Source organism: Thermonema sp. (assembly GCF_026003375.1).
In the GTDB taxonomy this organism is placed as follows: domain Bacteria; phylum Bacteroidota; class Bacteroidia; order Cytophagales; family Thermonemataceae; genus Thermonema; species Thermonema rossianum.
In genome coordinates, this window is record NZ_BPHD01000001.1 from 1,125,572 (window position 1) to 1,142,460 (window position 16,889).

Annotated in this window: 15 protein-coding genes; 6 read left to right on the top strand and 9 right to left on the bottom strand. The window is 47.5% G+C overall.

Annotated elements, in window-relative coordinates; translation table 11 throughout:
- Window positions 1-24 precede the first annotated feature (24 nt).
- Genes QVE43_RS04740 through QVE43_RS04750 form a run of 3 tightly spaced genes read left to right on the top strand, consistent with a single transcriptional unit; the run spans window position 25 to window position 1,758 of the window.
- A complete protein-coding gene (locus QVE43_RS04740; protein ID WP_288004696.1) occupies window positions 25-342 on the top strand; it encodes a hypothetical protein in 318 nt (105 codons plus the stop codon).
- Window positions 275-1,156 (top strand): hypothetical protein, encoded by an 882-nt coding sequence (locus QVE43_RS04745; RefSeq protein ID WP_288004698.1) that lies wholly within the window; start codon window positions 275-277, stop codon window positions 1,154-1,156. Before QVE43_RS04740 ends, QVE43_RS04745 begins: the two co-directional genes overlap by 68 nt.
- 23 nt (window positions 1,157-1,179) lie before the next feature.
- Complete coding sequence (locus tag QVE43_RS04750; RefSeq protein ID WP_288004700.1) at window positions 1,180-1,758, top strand: hypothetical protein; 579 nt, start codon at window positions 1,180-1,182, stop codon at window positions 1,756-1,758.
- Window positions 1,759-1,825: 67 nt separating this feature from the next.
- Here the strand turns inward: QVE43_RS04750 and QVE43_RS04755 are convergent, their stop codons facing one another.
- From QVE43_RS04755 to QVE43_RS04765, 3 genes are all read right to left on the bottom strand, one after another.
- On the bottom strand, window positions 1,826-2,587 hold the full coding sequence (locus QVE43_RS04755) for a DUF1573 domain-containing protein (RefSeq protein ID WP_071837500.1): 762 nt from the start codon (window positions 2,585-2,587) through the stop codon (window positions 1,826-1,828).
- A 41-nt stretch (window positions 2,588-2,628) separates the two neighbouring features.
- Complete coding sequence (gene aroA, locus QVE43_RS04760; protein WP_038032709.1) at window positions 2,629-3,888, bottom strand: 3-phosphoshikimate 1-carboxyvinyltransferase; 1,260 nt, start codon at window positions 3,886-3,888, stop codon at window positions 2,629-2,631.
- A 70-nt stretch (window positions 3,889-3,958) separates the two neighbouring features.
- Window positions 3,959-6,361 carry an endonuclease MutS2 gene (locus tag QVE43_RS04765; RefSeq protein WP_288004703.1) on the bottom strand — a complete coding sequence of 801 codons (2,403 nt, stop codon included), beginning with the start codon at window positions 6,359-6,361 and terminating at the stop codon, window positions 3,959-3,961.
- Window positions 6,362-6,676: 315 nt separating this feature from the next.
- Here QVE43_RS04765 and QVE43_RS04770 point away from each other — a divergent pair, with 315 nt between their 5' ends.
- Genes QVE43_RS04770 through QVE43_RS04780 form a run of 3 tightly spaced genes read left to right on the top strand, consistent with a single transcriptional unit; the run spans window position 6,677 to window position 11,055 of the window.
- The gene (locus QVE43_RS04770; protein WP_288004705.1) at window positions 6,677-8,647 is read left to right on the top strand and encodes an ATP-binding protein; all 1,971 of its coding nucleotides are present in this window, start codon (window positions 6,677-6,679) and stop codon (window positions 8,645-8,647) included.
- 28 nt (window positions 8,648-8,675) lie between these two features.
- Window positions 8,676-9,242 (top strand): DUF2911 domain-containing protein, encoded by a 567-nt coding sequence (locus tag QVE43_RS04775; protein ID WP_288004707.1) that lies wholly within the window; start codon window positions 8,676-8,678, stop codon window positions 9,240-9,242.
- A 4-nt stretch (window positions 9,243-9,246) separates the two neighbouring features.
- Complete coding sequence (locus QVE43_RS04780) at window positions 9,247-11,055, top strand: tetratricopeptide repeat protein (protein ID WP_288004709.1); 1,809 nt, start codon at window positions 9,247-9,249, stop codon at window positions 11,053-11,055.
- Here QVE43_RS04780 and hutG read toward each other — a convergent pair.
- From hutG to QVE43_RS04810, 6 genes are all read right to left on the bottom strand, one after another.
- Window positions 11,039-12,028, bottom strand: a complete 990-nt coding sequence (gene hutG / locus QVE43_RS04785; protein WP_288004711.1) for a formimidoylglutamase — start codon at window positions 12,026-12,028, stop codon at window positions 11,039-11,041. The genes QVE43_RS04780 and hutG overlap by 17 nt on opposite strands.
- Window positions 12,029-12,158: 130 nt before the next feature.
- Complete coding sequence (gene gldN / locus QVE43_RS04790; RefSeq protein WP_288004713.1) at window positions 12,159-12,935, bottom strand: gliding motility protein GldN; 777 nt, start codon at window positions 12,933-12,935, stop codon at window positions 12,159-12,161.
- A gap of 112 nt (window positions 12,936-13,047) precedes the next feature.
- Entirely contained in the window at window positions 13,048-13,392 is a 345-nt protein-coding gene (locus tag QVE43_RS04795) for a GldM family protein (RefSeq protein WP_288004715.1), read from the bottom strand.
- Window positions 13,352-14,647, bottom strand: a complete 1,296-nt coding sequence (gldM, locus tag QVE43_RS04800; RefSeq protein ID WP_288004717.1) for a gliding motility protein GldM — start codon at window positions 14,645-14,647, stop codon at window positions 13,352-13,354. Before gldM ends, QVE43_RS04795 begins: the two co-directional genes overlap by 41 nt.
- Window positions 14,648-14,723: 76 nt before the next feature.
- Window positions 14,724-15,536 carry a gliding motility protein GldL gene (gene gldL, locus QVE43_RS04805; protein WP_288004719.1) on the bottom strand — a complete coding sequence of 271 codons (813 nt, stop codon included), beginning with the start codon at window positions 15,534-15,536 and terminating at the stop codon, window positions 14,724-14,726.
- A gap of 91 nt (window positions 15,537-15,627) precedes the next feature.
- On the bottom strand, window positions 15,628-16,830 hold the full coding sequence (locus QVE43_RS04810) for an SUMF1/EgtB/PvdO family nonheme iron enzyme (protein WP_038032702.1): 1,203 nt from the start codon (window positions 16,828-16,830) through the stop codon (window positions 15,628-15,630).
- Window positions 16,831-16,889: the final 59 nt, after the last annotated feature.

A 16,889-nucleotide genomic window follows, 5' to 3' on the forward strand; every position in this document is an offset into this window, starting at 1 on the left:
TAATAAAAGGGAAAAGCAGGCTTTATGGACTTTTTCAAGACAGTATTTAATTTCTTCAAATGGATACTCTTCCTCACCCTCACGCTATTCGGGCTATTGATTGCCGCCGGCATCGTGACGGTGTATTACAAGGAATACCTCAAAGAAGAAGTCCTGCTTGCAGAAAACGAAACAGAGCAGGATGAGATTTATACAGACGAAGAGGAAACTGTTTTTGAAGAAGAGCTCTCCTTCAATGATGAAGAAAAAGCTAAGGACGAAAGCCATCCGCTCGATGTGGAGTCCAAAGTCGAAAGAGGTAAAAAAAACCATAGACAAACACCGGTCTGTGCGTGTCGATAGGCGCAACGACGTGGTGTCGCGTAATGAAAGCGAGCAAGAGTCCGATGCCAATATTCTGCCACCACCCCCACCCCACTTTACCGCATTAAAAGGCAAGCCTGTGTTTAGAAGTGACCCCGAACCGCCGTGGTACCACTTCCGCTTTTCGTATCGAGACATTATGGAGGACCTGTACATGTGGGAGTGGCTGCTGCAGCAAACAGAAGTAAGGCGAAGCCTGTCTGCCTACGGACTTTCCGAAAGTTTTTTTCAGAGTTATTATGATGAAGAGGAAGCAGAAAGAATTTTAAAGAAAGGGTTCTTTCGCTACGACAAAGATGGCTATATATGCACGGACTACAACGCCGTGTTGCGTTATTATCACAAATACACCGAGCCGCTGTATGTGCTGCTCAAAAAGAAAGTAGGCGATGATGCCCCCCTTACCGATTATATAGAAGAGCTTTTGCGTTTTTGCCAAGATATTCCCTACAAGCGTCCGGGCGACTACTACGGCAACAAATACATTTGGGACTTCTACACACCGGTGCATATCATGCTCGAACGCGAGGGCGACTGCGATAGTAAATCGGTACTCTTTGCCAGTGTACTTATGCACGACCGCCGCTTTCGCGATAAAATCGTTTACATCACCGTAGCGGGGCACCTGCTTCTGGGCATAGAAGGTGAGCCCAACCCCTACCAGGATTGGGTGGATTTCCAAGGCAAAAAATACATCATTTGCGACCCGGTAGGTCCGGCACACACTGCCTTTGGTGTCCCGGCTTGGGATTATGGTCCGGTATTGAACATAGAAAAAGCATCTTTGAACTGACACAACTCTAAACACTCACACCTATGAACCAACAGCTGGTATTTGTGGCTCTTTACGAAACTGCCCTTTCGCTTATCTTTGGTTTGTTGACGCTTTACCTGGCGCTCAAGATTGTAGATAAGCTTATTTTAAAACAAGACTCGTTGCGCACCATACAGGAAGGTAATCTGGCAGTGGCTGTATTCAAAGGGGCTTTGGTATTGTCCATTTTCTTAATGGCACAAAACAGCATCGAGCCCTCGGTGCAGGCTTTGAAGGTAATGGTACTCAGTAGCAATAAGCTTAAAGCCGGCATGTTGGCGGTGGCTTTCGCTTATTTTATCGTCTTCTATTTAACTTCACTGGTGGGCGCGCTCTTGCTCATTCTCATCAGCCTGAACGTGTATGTTTCTGCCACCAAAGACATTGAAGAGATAGAAGAGATAAAAAACAAAAACGTGGCGGTGGCTGTTTTGCTCTCATTTGTGATTGTGGGCGTTACCATCTTCATCCGTCCGGCTTTTGACAACCTCATTACCAGCTTTGTTGATTTCAGCGGGCTCACCCGCTATGAGCAAGCCGAAGGAGGCCGGGTAGCTCCATCGCCAAGCATTCAGCCTTAAAGAAGCAACAGCGGATGAGGTCCATCTGCCGCTCATCCGCTGCTTGTTTTCAAGAAAGAATAGTCTCTCAAAATCCCAAAGGATTGGCGTTGTTCTCTTTCACCGGCGAGCTGCCTATCACATCTGCCATGATGACCAATGAATGGAAAGTCTGTTTTCCATCATTGGTTTGCAATTGAATGTAGTCGCGCACTTGCTTGCCTGCTTTCTTGGCAGTATAAAGCACTTCAATGGCGGTGGTTTCACCGGGCTCTATTCTTTTCTTGCCCAGGGTGTATTCTATGCAATCACAAGAAGTGCTTACGCGGTAAATTTCCAGCGTTTTCTTTCCGTTGTTTCTTAAAATGAAAGTGCCCTTGGCCGATTGCCCCTGCTGCAGACTGCCTACTTGCCATACGGTCTTGTCGAAACGCAGGTCAGGCGCATCGGGGTTGGTCTTGGCTTCTGTTTTGGGATGCACATAGCCCTTAATCAAAAGGGTTTTGATGGGCTCGCTCGCATTGCTTCGAATGGTCACGCTCTTGGTAAAAGCACCGGGGCGCCCCAAGCTGTTATAAGACACTTTGATAACGCCTTTCTTCCCGGGCAAAACGGGCTCACGGGTATAGTAAGGCGTGGTGCAACCACAAGAAGCCGACACACTTTGCAGCACAATGGGCTGATCGCCCACATTGGTAAACACAAACTCATAAGTAGCCACGGTGCCTTCGTCTATGTTACCAAAGTCATGAATTTCTTTATTGAAAGAAAATTTACCCTGTGCCCATGCCGCGGAGCTGCACAGGAGCAATAACCATAGCACAATGCCCACATTGATTCTTTTTTTCATGGCTGTCCGGCTTTTTATTTTTAATAACCCTCAATATCCGCTTATTGGTTCGTAAACTCCAAGCCAAACCCGGCTTTTTTCAGGTCTTCCCAAAAGTGGGGGTACGATTTCTTTACCACTTCCGGGTCGTTGATTTTCACCTTGCCCAGCTTCAAAGCCAAAGGCGCAAAAGCCATGGCCATACGGTGGTCTTTATAAGTATCGAAAGCGGGGATTTTATCCGCATTTCGCTTCGATACCCTCACCAGCTTCCACTCGCCGTTGTGTTTTTCGTCGAGCCAATAGCCCAAGGTCATCAATTCGTTTTGCAAGGCGCGGATGCGGTCAGTCTCTTTCAGTCTCAATGATTCCAGACCGTAGGCTTCCATTTCGATGCCTTTGGCGGCAGCCAGTGCAATAAAGGTCTGTGCCAAATCGGGGTTGTCGGTAAAGTCAAACTCTACCTCGCGAGCTTCATCGGTTTTGGTAAGCACAGCCCCCTGTGGGGTGAAAGTAGTGTAAACCCCCATGGGGCGCATCCACTCGACCAGCCGCTTATCGCCCTGGAGCGAGTTTTCTGTCAAAGCATTCAAGGTGATATGTGCAAAAGGTGCCAAGGCAGCAATGCTGTACCAATAGCCGGCAGCTGACCAGTCGGGCTCTACGGTATAGTCGCGCAGTTGGTACTCTTGTGCCTCCACCTTGATGCGGTTGCCTTCCCAAACTACCTTCACGCCAAAGTATTCCATCAAGCCCACAGTCATTTCCACATAAGAGCGCGAGCGCAAAAATCCGTCTATGTTTATCTCCAGCCCATGTGGCAAGGTGGGGGCTACCATCAGTAGTGCCGACAGGAATTGACTGCTCACCCCGCCGGGAATGGTAACCTTGGGGTAACGCTGCACAAACCCCCGGATTTTGATGGGGGGATATCCGGGGCGCTTGACGTACTCTATCTGTGCCCCTAACTGATTGAGGGCATCCACCAAATCGCCAATGGGACGCTCTTGCATGCGATAGGTACCGGTAAGAATCACCGGCAGGTTGTTAACAGCACAGTAAGCCGTCATGAAGCGCATGACCGTGCCGGCATCTTCTACATCCAGAATAGCGCCTTCTTTGGCTTCCTGCAACAAACGCTGCATCACCAAAGTATCGTTGGCAGTTGAAAGGTTGCGGAAGGTGTAGCCGCTTTGTTTTTTTTGTTTTTGAGCCAAGGCTTCAATCAACAAAAGGCGGTTGCTCAAGCTCTTAGAGGCAGGTAAGTCTATATCTACGCGTATTTCTTTTTGTTCAGGTTTGTTTACAATGACGCTTTTCATGGGCAAACTACACTACATTTGAGGTAAAATACGAAAACTATATAAGAGGAACGGGATTTGTTCCAATAAATTATGCCATTTTCACGATAGTCACTCCATCGCCCCCCCGCTCTATGTGTTCATCGCCGAATGAAAGCACTTGGGGGTAACGCCGTAGTTCTTCGCGCACCAGTTTGCGTAAGATACCATCGCCTTTACCATGCACAATGCGTAGTTCTTTGGCACCTACCAAAATCGCTTCGTCCAGCCATTTATTGAGCAACTGAATGGCTTCTTCGCCGCGCATTCCGCGTAAGTCTATTTGATGCGAAAAATTTTTGAACTTCTCATGTAAATCGCTACCATAACGCACGCCCACTTTGGCTTGCTTCATTTGCTGCTTGGCTTGGCGGCGGCTGATGCGCTCCAAGCGGTTGAGCTTCACTTCCGAAACCAGCTGCCCAATCATGATACGGGCATCTTTTCCGGTGATTTCCATCACTTCGCCAATGGTTTCAGGGGCATCCTTGAGCCGCACCCAGTCGCCGGCTTGAATTTCGCCCCCTATCACCTCGTAGTCTTCTGTTTGGTCAGGTGCTGCTTCTTCCACCTCGGCAAATTGCTCTTTCAGTTGCTCTATTTCTTGGCGTATTTGCTTGGTTTTGTTTTGCTCGGCTTGTTGTTCCCGTATTTCGCGTATGGCATTTTCTATCTTGCGGTTCACATCGGCAAGCAACTCTTTGGCTTCTCTTTTCGCCCGGCGAATCCATTCGCTGCGTTTTTCCTGCAACTCTGCCAACTTCTTCTCGTAAGCTTCCTTTTCTTTTTGTAAACGGCGCTTTTCTTCTTCCGTTTGCTGGCGCAGCTGCTCATAGCGTTTACGCTCTTCTGCCAGCTCCTTCAACAGCTTGTCATAGGTAAAGGCATCGTCGCCCAGTTTTTCTTTCGCCCGCTGCAAAATCTTTTTAGGCAATCCTATTTTGCGCGCAATTTCAAAAGCATACGAACTGCCGGCTTGCCCTATGACCAATTGATAGAGCGGCTCGAGCTTGTCCAGGTCAAAACGCATGGCAGCATTGACCATGCCGGGCGTACGGTCGGCCAAGCGCTTCAAGTTGCCATAGTGTGTATTCAACACACCGTAAGCCCCTTGAGCATGCAGCTCTTCCAATATGGCTTCGGCAATGGCACCGCCCAACTGTGGTTCAGTGCCTGCCCCGAACTCATCGATAAGGAAAAGAGTGCGCTCACGGGCATGCTGCAGGAAAAAGCGCATATTGCTCAGATGTGAGCTGTAGGTACTTAAATCGTTTTCAATGGACTGTTCGTCGCCTATGTCAATGAAGATATCTTCAAAGAAGCCAACCGTAGAGTGTTCGCTCACCGGAATCAACAAGCCGCATTGCCACATGTATTGCAGCAGCCCCACGGTCTGCAAGGCGATGGACTTACCACCGGCGTTGGGTCCCGAAATAACAATGATGCGCTGCTCTTCATCCAAACGAATGGATAATGGGACTATGGGTTTGTTACTTTCACGATGCGCAAACAAAAGCAAGGGATGCACAGCCTCCCGCCAATCTACCATGGGGCGCTCGACAAAGGCGGGCGCCGTGGCATTCATATCCATGGCAAGCTTGGCTTTTGCCATCACGAAATCGAGCTTGGCAATGACTTCAAGCCCCTGCAAAAAGGCAGGCAGTTGTTCTCTTATTTGGGCGCTTACTTCCGACAAGATGCGAATAATCTCGCGTTTTTCTTCCAGTTCAAGCTCGCGTATGTCGTTATTGATTTCCACCAGCTCGGCCGGCTCTATATACACGGTCTGCCCTGTATTCGATTCATCCTGAATGAAGCCCTTGAGCTGACGCTTGTTTTCCACTCTTACGGGAATGACTATGCGCCCATTGCGTAAAGTAGGCTGTGCGTCGTCGGGCGTATAACCAAGGCTTTGCGCACGCTGCAGCACACGCTCTGCCTGCTTGCGCAGCTTCTGTCTTAAGTTCAACAGCTGCTTGCGTATCTCAAACAGCTGCGGTGATGCATGGTCCTGCAGTTTGCCTTGGTCATTTAAGATGCGCTCTATACGCCGAATCACGTAGTCATCCAGATGCAGCTGCTCGAACAGGCTTTTCAGTTCGGAATACTGCCGGGGCTCTGTTTTATCGAAAAAACGAAGTACTTCCAGCAAAGAGCTGAAGGTCTTCTTGAAATCAAACAGTTCTTCTTCGGTAAGAAAAGCCCCCTCTATTTTCAGATGGCGCAGCGGCTTGCGCAAATCGACATAGGTCTGTGCCGGAAAGCTGACTTCATGTTTCAGAATTTCTACCATTTCGGCCGTTTGGCGAGTCAGGCGCTCCACCAAACGAAAGTCTTTCGAAAAACGCATGTTTCCAACCCACTCCCGCCCCAGTTCACTGCTGCACAGTTCCTCTAAACGGCTTCTTAACTTATCGAATCCAAGCTTTTGCTCAATCGTACGCGGATAAATCATATGATATGCTTCACTGTTTTAAAAGTGGTCAAATTTAGCTAAATTCAGTTATAAAACAGAAAAGAGCTCCTCATAGAGAAGCTCCTTTACTTGTAGTCTCACGACTACAAACATCACTAAATCACTACAAATATACATGTTATAACACAGTTTCACATAGCTACTCGACGAATGCACGCATTTTTTCCATAAAAGCTGTATTTTTCATGGGTGAACGGCTATTGTTACCGGTCTTGCTTTCAAAACTTTTCGTATCTTTAAGCCCAAACACCGCCCTACATCCATGCTTATCATTGACTGATATTTTTCGTACCTATGTCATCTAAACAAGCAAACTTAGCAGACATTTTAAATAAATTCTTAGAAGAGCGGATTCAATACTTGGTATTCCGCTTTCATGCAAAGACGGGAAGTATTGAGGAAATATATCCGGAGCATTTATTAAGTAAGTTCATACAGTTTGCGCCTGCCAATTTATATGATCTTATTCCACTGCTTTTCAGCCTGCAAGATACCCTTATCACTGAACGCGACGCTGTTACGCTTCCGCATATCAATATGCCCATAGCCCAACTACCGGCTGTTGAGGTGGCCAATCTGCACATACTGCCTTATGGGCGCAGCAAATATGCCTATGTGTGCATTGTTGAGAACCTCAGTCATGAAGCCCGGTGGCTGCAAAATATGCAACAATCGGCACATGACTCCAGCATACACAACGAACTGTTGCTTGCGAACGAAAGGATATTAAAGCTTGAAAAAGAAAACCTGCAGTTACGCAACCAAGAGTTGGAGCAGGTGCAAGCATTCAAAAACCGCCTGTATGCTGCCATTGCGCATGAACTGCGTAATCCTACACAAGGTATCATAGGGCTTGCCGAACTGATACAAGAAGAACCGCTTAGTGCCAAACAAAGCGAATACATTAAGAGTATTTACCGGACAGCACAACACATGCAAACCCTGCTCAATGACTTCCTGGATTACTCGAAGCTGGAAGCCGGTGAAATCAGCCTGGTACAGCAGCCTTTTTCTATTCAGGATATCCTGAATCACTTGGAACTGTCATTACTTAAGGCTACTCAAGAGAAAGGCCTGTTTTTGCGCATTTATGTGTCGGCAAGCATTCCACCGGTCGTCATTGGCGATGCTGCCCGCCTGCTCCAGATACTTTACAACCTCACAGGCAATGCCATCAAGTTTACCGAACAAGGCGGCATTTCCATAGAAGCATATCTTGATAAAAGCGACGAGCAAGAGTGCCACGTACGATTTGAAGTAAAAGACACGGGAATAGGCATTCCCCCTGAAAAGATTCAAACCATTTTCGAGCCTTATAAGCAAGCAGACGATACTACTTACCGGCGCTTTGGCGGTACCGGTCTGGGCTTGGCCATCGTGAAAGAGCTGGTCGAGCGCATCGGAGGCAGCATTGAGGTGCAGAGCAAAGTAGGCAGAGGAAGCACCTTTGTTGTCTTGCTGCCATTTAAAATGACGGAGGCAGTAACCGGCCTGCCTGAAGAAGACTATGCCCCCACCCCGGAAGACTTTCACGGTATCCGGGTACTTCTTGCCGAAGATAATCCCGCCATTTCGCTCTATCTGCAAAAAATACTGGAGAAGCGCGGTATGCAGGTAGAGCCGGCATCATCGGTAGCCAAAGTGCAAGAACTGCTTGAACAGAACACCTATCAGCTTTTGATTTGTGACTGGCACCTGTCCGACGGCACCATAGAACCCGTATTAAAACACCTACAGGCGCAGCAACGCGAACAAATACGCCCCGCTGTTGTACTGATTAGTGCCAGTGAAAAATTAGATACTTCATCACTACCTTGCGATGCCATCATCCCCAAGCATTTCAATGAAAGTCAGTTTTTTCATAGCCTGTCGCCCATTCTCAAAAGAGTACGTCCGTTTCCGCGCCTTATTTCTTTTGAACACCTGCTTGAATACACACAACACGATGAAGAACTGCTGCTTTCTATCTTAAATACGACTATACCGGAACTTGAGCGCCAGAAAGAAGCTTTGGCGAAAGCCTATGCCGGTAAGTTGATAAGAAAAATTGGGGATATTGCACATCAAATGGAGCCTATTGCCCAGATATTGGGCTACGATGAACTTATTTATCATGTAGAGAAGGTGGAATTTATCATTAACAACCAACTCAACCCGCATATGCGCTTGAAGCCGCATATTAGAATGATACAAGAAATGCTACCCGAAATTATTGCAGAATTAAATCATTATAAAAAACAATTAGAGAACATGTTGTCGTTATAAACGATGAACATCTAAAACTCGCTTTGCCATGAAAAAAATCATATTTACCCTCGGTTTACTTATTGCCACTGTTGCTTTTGCACAAGCCCAGATGGACATACTGAACGACAGCGTGCGGGTCATACGCCCCAAAAAACGACTTAGCCCCATTGCTATAGCCTCCTACAAAAAAGGAGACACCTACATAAAAATCACCTACGGACAGCCATTTAAGCGCAACAGGGAAATATTTGGTGCGTTGGTGCCGTATAACCAAGTATGGCGAACCGGTGCCAACGAAGCCACTGAAATCACCCTTACCAAAGATGTGAAAATAGGGAACCATATCCTTAAAGCAGGCACCTACACCATCTTTACCATCCCCAACCCGGATGAGTGGACCATCATCTTCAACAAATCGCTGGGATTATGGGGAGCTTACGATTACGAAAAAGTGAAAGCACAGGATGTCCTGCAGGTGAAAGCGAAGGTAAGCCAAACAAAGGACATGTACGAAGCTTTCACCATTAAGCTCACCGAAGCCCCCTATGGTGTTGATATGGAGCTCATTTGGGACAGAACAAAAGTAACGTTACCCATTCACTTCATAGAGTAGGTAGATGGTAAAAGTACTGCACCTTTTCGTACTTTTTTTCCTTTTTCTCGCCGGGCTGCCGTCTGCTCAATCACAGTCTATCGAACGCCGGCTGAAGCAGGCATACAAACAATCGACCAAAGGCAAGTGGAACAAAGCCCTCACAAACTTGCAGGCTGCATTTGCAGAAGACAGCCTGCATTTCGATGCGCTGTTGTTGAAGGGCGATATATTGCTTCGTAGCGAGCAATGGGCAGACGCCTACCGGACTGCCCTTCAGCTAAGCTGCCATTACCCCGATTCGCTCGCCTCTTGGCTATTGCTTGGTGAAGTGCAAACGGCACTCGATTCTTTTCCACAGGCAGAACAAGCCTATCTTCAAGCCTACCGCCTTGCCCCCGAAGCGCCGGAGTTGCACCTCAACTTGGGGATACTTTATGCCCAAGCCGGGCTTGCCGAAGCTGCTGAAACTCATTTTGATTATGCTTACCAGGCGCTTCCCGGCACCTCGCCACTGCGCCAAGAGGTGCTCTTTCACTTAGGCATGTTGTGTCTTGAAAAACAGGAAGAAGGGCGTGCCTTGGGCTACTTTAATCAAATCATCAACGAAGCCCCCGGTTTTTACCTTGCCTATGTGGGCAAAGCCTATTGCCAATATAGGCGAAAACGCTACAAAGAAGCGCTTCAACTGTTGGCATGGGTAGAAAAAAAAGCCCCGCACTTGCTGAATAAAGAAGACTATGTGCTGTGGGCGAAAAACCTGTATAGTTTAAAACAGCGCAATAAAGCCATACAGGTGCTTCAGCTCCTTCCCGAACCTTTGCCCATAGAAGGATATCAACTGCTCGCCCGCATGCTTTATGAGAACAAAGCCTATGAGCAAGCACTTGATTACTTACAAAAAGCCATTTCAGCTGCTCAAACTCCGCAAATGCTGGGAAACTTGTTCCACGACCGCGCGCTGGTCTATTTAGCCTTGCAACAACCTCAGAAAGCTCTTGCCGACTATTCCGAAGCCCTTTATCTTTGGTATCCGGTTGTCCGGCTGGAAACGCAAAACAAACACCAAGGCGTGCTGCAGGCCTGCCTTTATGATGCCGGAAAATTGCTCAGCCAACACTTTTCAAAAGACACACTCGAACACATACGACGCCAACAATGGCATGAGCTGACACTTACCCTTTTATATGAAGGCGAGGCAAAAGAGGCAGAAAATATTTGCAAACAACTCATCGCCCACGATTCCGCCGATGCACTTGCGTGGCAGTACCAAGGCACCGCTCTGTTGCTGCAAAATCACACGGAAGAAGCTGAAAAAGCCCTATTAAACGCTTTGAAGTTCCGCACTGCCGATAGCGTGCTTGTTTATGAATTGCTTGCCGAAGCAGCACTGGCTCAAGAAAAAATCTCAAAGGCACATCAATACATAGCCCTTGCCATCGGGGCGGCACCGGCAAATGCCGACGCACTGCATTTCAAAGGCTATCTCTACAGTCTTCAAGAAGACTACCTGTCTGCCCACGAGTGGGCATGCCGTGCCCTAAAATTTGCCCCCCAAAATAGCGACATAAGAAAAGATGCCATGCAGTGGGCATTGCGCGCCGGCTTATGTGCAGAAGCGCAACTTCATGCCGGCATACTCTTGAAAACAGAGGTCTATGCCATAGAAGCGTGGCTCACCAAAGCCCACTGTGCTTTGGCACAAGGCAACCTAAAACAAGCGGAAGACTTCTACCGAAGTGCAGCTGCACTGGCAAACGATAAGCCCGAAGTCCGGCGTTTTTACCGGAAACTTCAAGAAGCACAAGAGGCTGCTCCTACTCCTGCACCTTAGTTTCCACTACTGAATACAGCAGCTTGGCCGCCAGTTTAGCCGTACGCCCATCTATGTCATACTTGGGATTCAGCTCGGCTATATCAAAAGAGAAAGGCTTTCCGGAAGCTACCAAATGTCGTAATAAAGGCAAAACATGCCACGGCGCCAACCCTAAGCCATTCACCGCACTTACTCCCGGTGCAAACGCAGCGGAAAAAACATCCAAGCAACAAGTCAAATAAAGGAAGTCTTTATCTGCCACAAACTCATCCAGCAAAGTATAGAAGCCCGGGATGGGTTGTTCATAGAGTGCTTCCAATGATATATAGCGCACCCCCAAAGCCTGTGCCCTTTCAAAAAGAGCGCGGGTGTTTCCCATCGAATGAATGCCTATGACAAGATAGTGAAAGGCCCACCCACGGCGCTCACAGTCGTGTGCAATCTGCAAAAAAGGTGTGCCTGACGAACCAATATCCAGATAGTTGCGCAAGTCAAAGTGAGCATCAAAGTTGATAATACCGATAGATGGTTTGTCTTTCTTTTTTGCCATGTGCCGGGCTATTCCCTGAAAGTGCCCCCAGGCTACCTCGTGCCCCCCACCCATTATCAGCGGCGTAACGCCTCTATCCAAAAGCAACTCTACCTTCTCCCCCAAATCTTCTTGTGCATCTTCCAAGAACTTACCCAAACAGCACACATCGCCTGCATCCCAGACACCTAACTGTTCCGCGCTCCATGGGTAAGGCAAAGAAGTAAGTGCTGCCCGCAGCGCCTTAGGGCCTTTTGCTGCTCCTACCCTCCCCAAATTACGTCTTACGCCTTCGTCAGACATAAAACCAAGCAAAGCTACCTGACAAGCAGCAGTAAACTGCGGCAACGACTCGGTAAGATTTACCGGCACTACCGCCTGATGCCAACGCAGGCTATTGCCTTTTTCCCATTGGTCAACACGCCCTTTTTTCCAATAATCTGAAGCAGGAGGTCCGTACATAATGCTTGATGTTTTCTCTTTGGTTAGTTGCAAATGTATAGCATCGATGTCTTAAAAACAAAAAGGCTATTGCGTTTCAACACAATAACCTTTTTCGATTTACACAGGAAGTGTATGGATAAAGGGAGAGTTAAAACTCCCATAAGTTGTGCTCAAACTCCATCAGTTCATATTCAATTTCACGAGACTTATAAAGCTGAGCTTCTACGTTACCTTCCAACTCCGGATATTGAGCGATGAATAAGTCGTCGGGGTTGGAGATTTTCACAATACGGGAAGAGAAGAGGCGCAACTCAAAGGCATCGGTCAAACACATGTGCCGGCGGTTGTTTTGCGGATTGTACCACAAACAACGTGTTTGATTGCTTTCTTCATATTTTTTACGGAAATACTCTGCCAGCTCTTTGTACTTAAAGCGGGCAATGTATAAATCCATGCCACCGGCCTGCTTATTATAGCCCGGTGCCACCAAAGCCAGTGATAAAATATTGATATACATGCGCGAGCGACGCTTATCAAAGATAATTTCCTCCGTAATTTCCAACACAGAGATATTGCTGGGCTCCATCGGCATGTCCAAGTAGGTATCATACTCGTCTCTTTCTGCTATTTGAAAACGCCAGGTACTGTCAGAAAGGGGCACCTCCATCCGTTCATCATCATATTTATAGGCAGTCACATAGCCGGAATCCACTGCCCAGATAATCTCCTGAGCAATATGGTGTCCAACTGCTGCAAAAGGCCTGTTCTGTTTCTCACGCAAATTAATAACACGCGTCAGCACACGACGAAACATGATGTCGTCTTCCAGAACGGGGTGCAATGCCAGGGGGTTGTAGCTATACTGAGCCCATGCCGATACCGACAACAAGCAAAGCAACATCAAAATACCAATGCCTCTTCTCATAAGATTCTTCAATTATTGTACTTTATTAACTTTCATCAAATATTATGCCTGAAATCAGCCCGGGAAATATTCAGCAGAAGCAGACAACTGCCTGCCTCCGCTGTTTTTATCATTATCCTGCTATCACAACACTCAAATACTTGGGACTCACCGATGCAGGTATGACAGCCCCGCGGTAGTTGGTACGCACAACCGACTCTACAATGATTACCACTGTATCTCCGGGGCGCACGTCACCCACTACACTCGCCAAAGAGTTACCGCTTGCCACCGGACGCCCTGCACGGTAAACTTCCACACGGTACTGTTGTACACGATAATTGGCTTCCTTAGGCAAGAACTCGGCAAAGGAAGGATCTGCCTTGGCAACTACCTGTGCACTACGAAGCTGTCCGCGGGTAATGGATTTTTCTACCTCACGACCATTGACCACCAGTGCCAAAGAAGCTGCCGGCACCGTTCTTCACCGCAAATTCTTGCGTACCAATGAGTTGACCACCACTGCTTACCGACATCACTACCTTATTCACGCCTCTCCTTGGTACGATAATCACATCGCCAGGGTTTTTGCCCGGAATAAAAGTAGCACCGGTACCGCTAAAAGAGGGGATATATTCGTCACCCAGAGAGGGCACCAACACTTGAATTTCGTTGCCACACTCCTCGTAGAGGGCCTGCACACTCTTCGATTGAATCTGCATTACGGGGTGTACAACCTTGTATTCGCCTTCCACAACAAAAGTAGTGTCACCACCACCGGCTTTGGGAATCGTAATTTCCCCTTTCCACTTTTTAATTACCCCTTCGGGTGTGCCACCTGAGGCAATCACTTCATAAATGCCTTTACCGCCTTCCACTTTCACCGGCTGTCCATCTACCTTGATAACAGGCTTCACGTTTGAAGCCGAAGCAAAGATAAAGAGCTCGGCACGGTATTTCATGCCATTGGCAACCACACTCGTCGGTGCCGTGTAGGTAGCCTGAATGACGTCGAACTTCAAGGTAACCCCAGAGGCTTCTTTAGCCAATTCACTGAGCACAATGCTCTCATAGCGGAGCACTTCGTTGGCTCTTTGTGAAAGTACTGCCAAAGCTGCTGCCACAGGCGTATGAGAGAAGTTGGCTTGCACCCAGTCTTTATCCAACTCGATCGGCTCGTTCTTGTAAAGCTCTTTTGTAACAGGATTCTCCCTATTGCTTTGCGTAAGAGAGACCAGCTGTGGCGCCACAGAAGGTACCAATTTTTTCAGCTCGTCCACATAATTATCCAGTTTTTTCTCGAGCTCGTAGCCCTTGCCGTTTTTTTGCCCTTCGGGTCCTACCATCAAAATTTCCAGCTTGGTCTCTTCGGCGGGTGTTTTTACTCTTCCTGTTTCGGAATCAATGCCCCCACCGGCTTTCTCAATGATTTCTTTTCTTACATCGGCAATATAGCTGAGCATTTCTTCGGTCAAAGCCCGTGCTTTCTGGGCTTTTTCCAAGGCAGCTTTTGCCTTTGCCTCAGGGTTTTCTTCCGCCGCTTTTGCCACTGCAGCCACCTGTCCTTGGTTCACTTGGATAGAGGCTTTCATGGCTGCCTGCAGCGTAGAGTCAATAAACAGGAATTTATCGAGAATAGTACTATTTACTTGTAAGGCAAGCATAGCAGTTAACACCAGATACATCAGGTTAATCATCTGCTGCCTTATGGTTTCTTTTCCTCCTCCGGCCATAGTTTCTTTTATGTTTTAAGTTGAAAAATAGAGAGGCTTTGCAGCCTCACCACACTCTTTTTAAAAAAACAGATGATTACTGAGCAGCACCTTTCATGGCGGTGAGCATAGCACCGTACACTTTGTTCAGGGCTGTCAGGTTGCCGGTCAAGTTTGCCAACTGTACTTTAAACTGTTCAGTATCCTTAGAAGCGTCTGCCACATTCTGCATGGCAGTAGATATGCTTCCGTAATATTTATTTAAAGCCTCGATGTACTTCTTGCTATCTTGCAGCTCCATTTCATAGGCGGTATTCAGGCTTGCCAAAGTTTTGGTCAAAGCTTGAATTTGCGCATGATAAGCTTTCGCATCCTTCGATGCTTCGGCCATGCTGCCTACCGCTTCAATAGCTACCGAATAAGATTTGTTCATTTCTGCTACTTGATTTGCTGCCAGCTTCACGTTCTTGGCATACTCCGAGGTAGCCACGGCAGCATCTCCCAATTTGGTCATCTTCTCTACATTCTCAGCCAGTTTTTTTATCCCTTGACCAAACTGGTCTATCATTTGAGGCTGTATTTTATCAGCCAGCTGTGCTTCCAAAGCAGCCAGTTTTGCGGCAACATTTTTGTCCAAGGCTCGCCCCGCAGGTTGTGCAGAAGACAACACATCGACCAACTTATTCCAATCGGGCTGCTCATGAGGTGCTTCAATAGGCGCAAAAGCAGTAATAAAGAAGATAATAGCTTCCGTACCCAAACCGGCAATTAGCATATATCCGGCACCGGGCCAGTGCATGAGCTTGAACAAAGCCCCCAAAATCACGACAGATGCACCTACTGAAATAATTTTTGGTACTACATAGGTGTAGAAATGTTCTCTTCTTGTTAAATCTTTCTTTGCGCTCATATTTTTTCAGATTTTAAGTTGTTTGATTGTTCTATATTATAGAATGGTTTTATTTAAAACAAGCAAAAGACGATAGATTTAGCGGTAAATTTTAATAAACACCAAACTCTGTACCTCCCGAGCGTCCCAGATAGGTCATGGCACAACGGAAACCTACCGAAGTAGAAGTAGAGTCATAGTGCATGTAGGTGCGGGTGCTTGTTTCAAGGAAGTAAGCAATGTCTTTCCAAGAGCCTCCACGAACCACACGACGCGGATATCTTTCCAAGTCTGAAGTCAAGCCGGGCATTGCCGGGTTGGGGTTGGGCGCCGGCGGGTCAAAAACGGGGTTCAAGTCCCAAGTAATAGGATAAGCGGCTTCATAGTAAGCATCTTGGCACCATTCTGCCACATTGCCGGCCATGTCGTAGAGCCCCCAGTCATTGGCAAAGTAAGAGGCTACCGGCGAAGTATAAGCAAAGCCGTCATCGTAGTAATTACCGCGCCCGGGTTTAAAGTTAGAAAGCACACAACCCAAGGTATTACGCACATAAGGGTTACCCCACGGGTATTTCACCAGGTCACGGCCTCCTTTGGCAGCATACTCCCATTCAGCTTCGGTGGGCAAACGGAAGCGTGGTGCCGGCGGGTAACCTTGTTCTATTTCACGATAGCGGTTCAAGTGGTAAGTACGCCACTGGCAAAACAGCTGAGCGGCTGTCCACTTCACACCTACCACGGGGTAATCATCAAATGCAGGGTGAGAATAGTAATATTCCATCATGGGGTCGCCCATGTGGTGTGCATATTCGTTTTTCCAACGCATGGTATCAGGATATACCCGGCGCATTACTTCCAATGAGTCGGGCTTTCCGTTAGGGAACATTACGTTCATCACCTGCTCTTCATAATCGGGATCAAGCACAATACCGGAGTTGGTGCCACTGGCATAGGCCAGCATCACATCGGTGAACATGCGGTATTGGTTATTGGTGATTTCCGTTTCATCCATAAAGAAGGCGCTGATGGTGATCTGTTTGTTAAAGTTCAGTTGTGTATGCGCCACATCTTCATCGGCTTGCCCCATGTGGAAAGTACCGGAGGGGATAGCCACCATTCCTTGCGGAACGTATTGGTCCCAGCCCGGACGCACTTCCTCAAAGGAGGGAATCTCGCCTTTTGAATATTTAAGGCGGGTATTCAACTCGCCTTGATTCTTTCCTCTCTTGCCTCCTATGAGCCCGCAACCCGTCATCCAAACCGAAGAGGCTGCCAACATCAAGACTGTGACCAATCGAAAGCCCATTCTATTCATAACTTCCTGTGTTTATTTAAGAATACATTTTAGTACAATGCTAACAAATATCATACAAA

Excerpts from the sequence above, each read along its gene's own strand:
- QVE43_RS04740 (WP_288004696.1), top strand. The coding sequence starts at position 25 with ATGGACTTTTTCAAGACAGTATTTAATTTCTTCAAATGGATACTCTTC.
- QVE43_RS04745 (WP_288004698.1), top strand. The coding sequence starts at position 275 with ATGTGGAGTCCAAAGTCGAAAGAGGTAAAAAAAACCATAGACAAACAC.
- QVE43_RS04750 (WP_288004700.1), top strand. The coding sequence starts at position 1,180 with ATGAACCAACAGCTGGTATTTGTGGCTCTTTACGAAACTGCCCTTTCG.
- QVE43_RS04755 (WP_071837500.1), bottom strand. The coding sequence starts at position 2,587 with ATGAAAAAAAGAATCAATGTGGGCATTGTGCTATGGTTATTGCTCCTG.
- aroA (WP_038032709.1), bottom strand. The coding sequence starts at position 3,888 with ATGAAAAGCGTCATTGTAAACAAACCTGAACAAAAAGAAATACGCGTA.
- QVE43_RS04765 (WP_288004703.1), bottom strand. The coding sequence starts at position 6,361 with ATGATTTATCCGCGTACGATTGAGCAAAAGCTTGGATTCGATAAGTTA.
- QVE43_RS04770 (WP_288004705.1), top strand. The coding sequence starts at position 6,677 with ATGTCATCTAAACAAGCAAACTTAGCAGACATTTTAAATAAATTCTTA.
- QVE43_RS04775 (WP_288004707.1), top strand. The coding sequence starts at position 8,676 with ATGAAAAAAATCATATTTACCCTCGGTTTACTTATTGCCACTGTTGCT.
- QVE43_RS04780 (WP_288004709.1), top strand. The coding sequence starts at position 9,247 with ATGGTAAAAGTACTGCACCTTTTCGTACTTTTTTTCCTTTTTCTCGCC.
- hutG (WP_288004711.1), bottom strand. The coding sequence starts at position 12,028 with ATGTACGGACCTCCTGCTTCAGATTATTGGAAAAAAGGGCGTGTTGAC.
- gldN (WP_288004713.1), bottom strand. The coding sequence starts at position 12,935 with ATGAGAAGAGGCATTGGTATTTTGATGTTGCTTTGCTTGTTGTCGGTA.
- gldM (WP_288004717.1), bottom strand. The coding sequence starts at position 14,647 with ATGGCCGGAGGAGGAAAAGAAACCATAAGGCAGCAGATGATTAACCTG.
- gldL (WP_288004719.1), bottom strand. The coding sequence starts at position 15,536 with ATGAGCGCAAAGAAAGATTTAACAAGAAGAGAACATTTCTACACCTAT.
- QVE43_RS04810 (WP_038032702.1), bottom strand. The coding sequence starts at position 16,830 with ATGAATAGAATGGGCTTTCGATTGGTCACAGTCTTGATGTTGGCAGCC.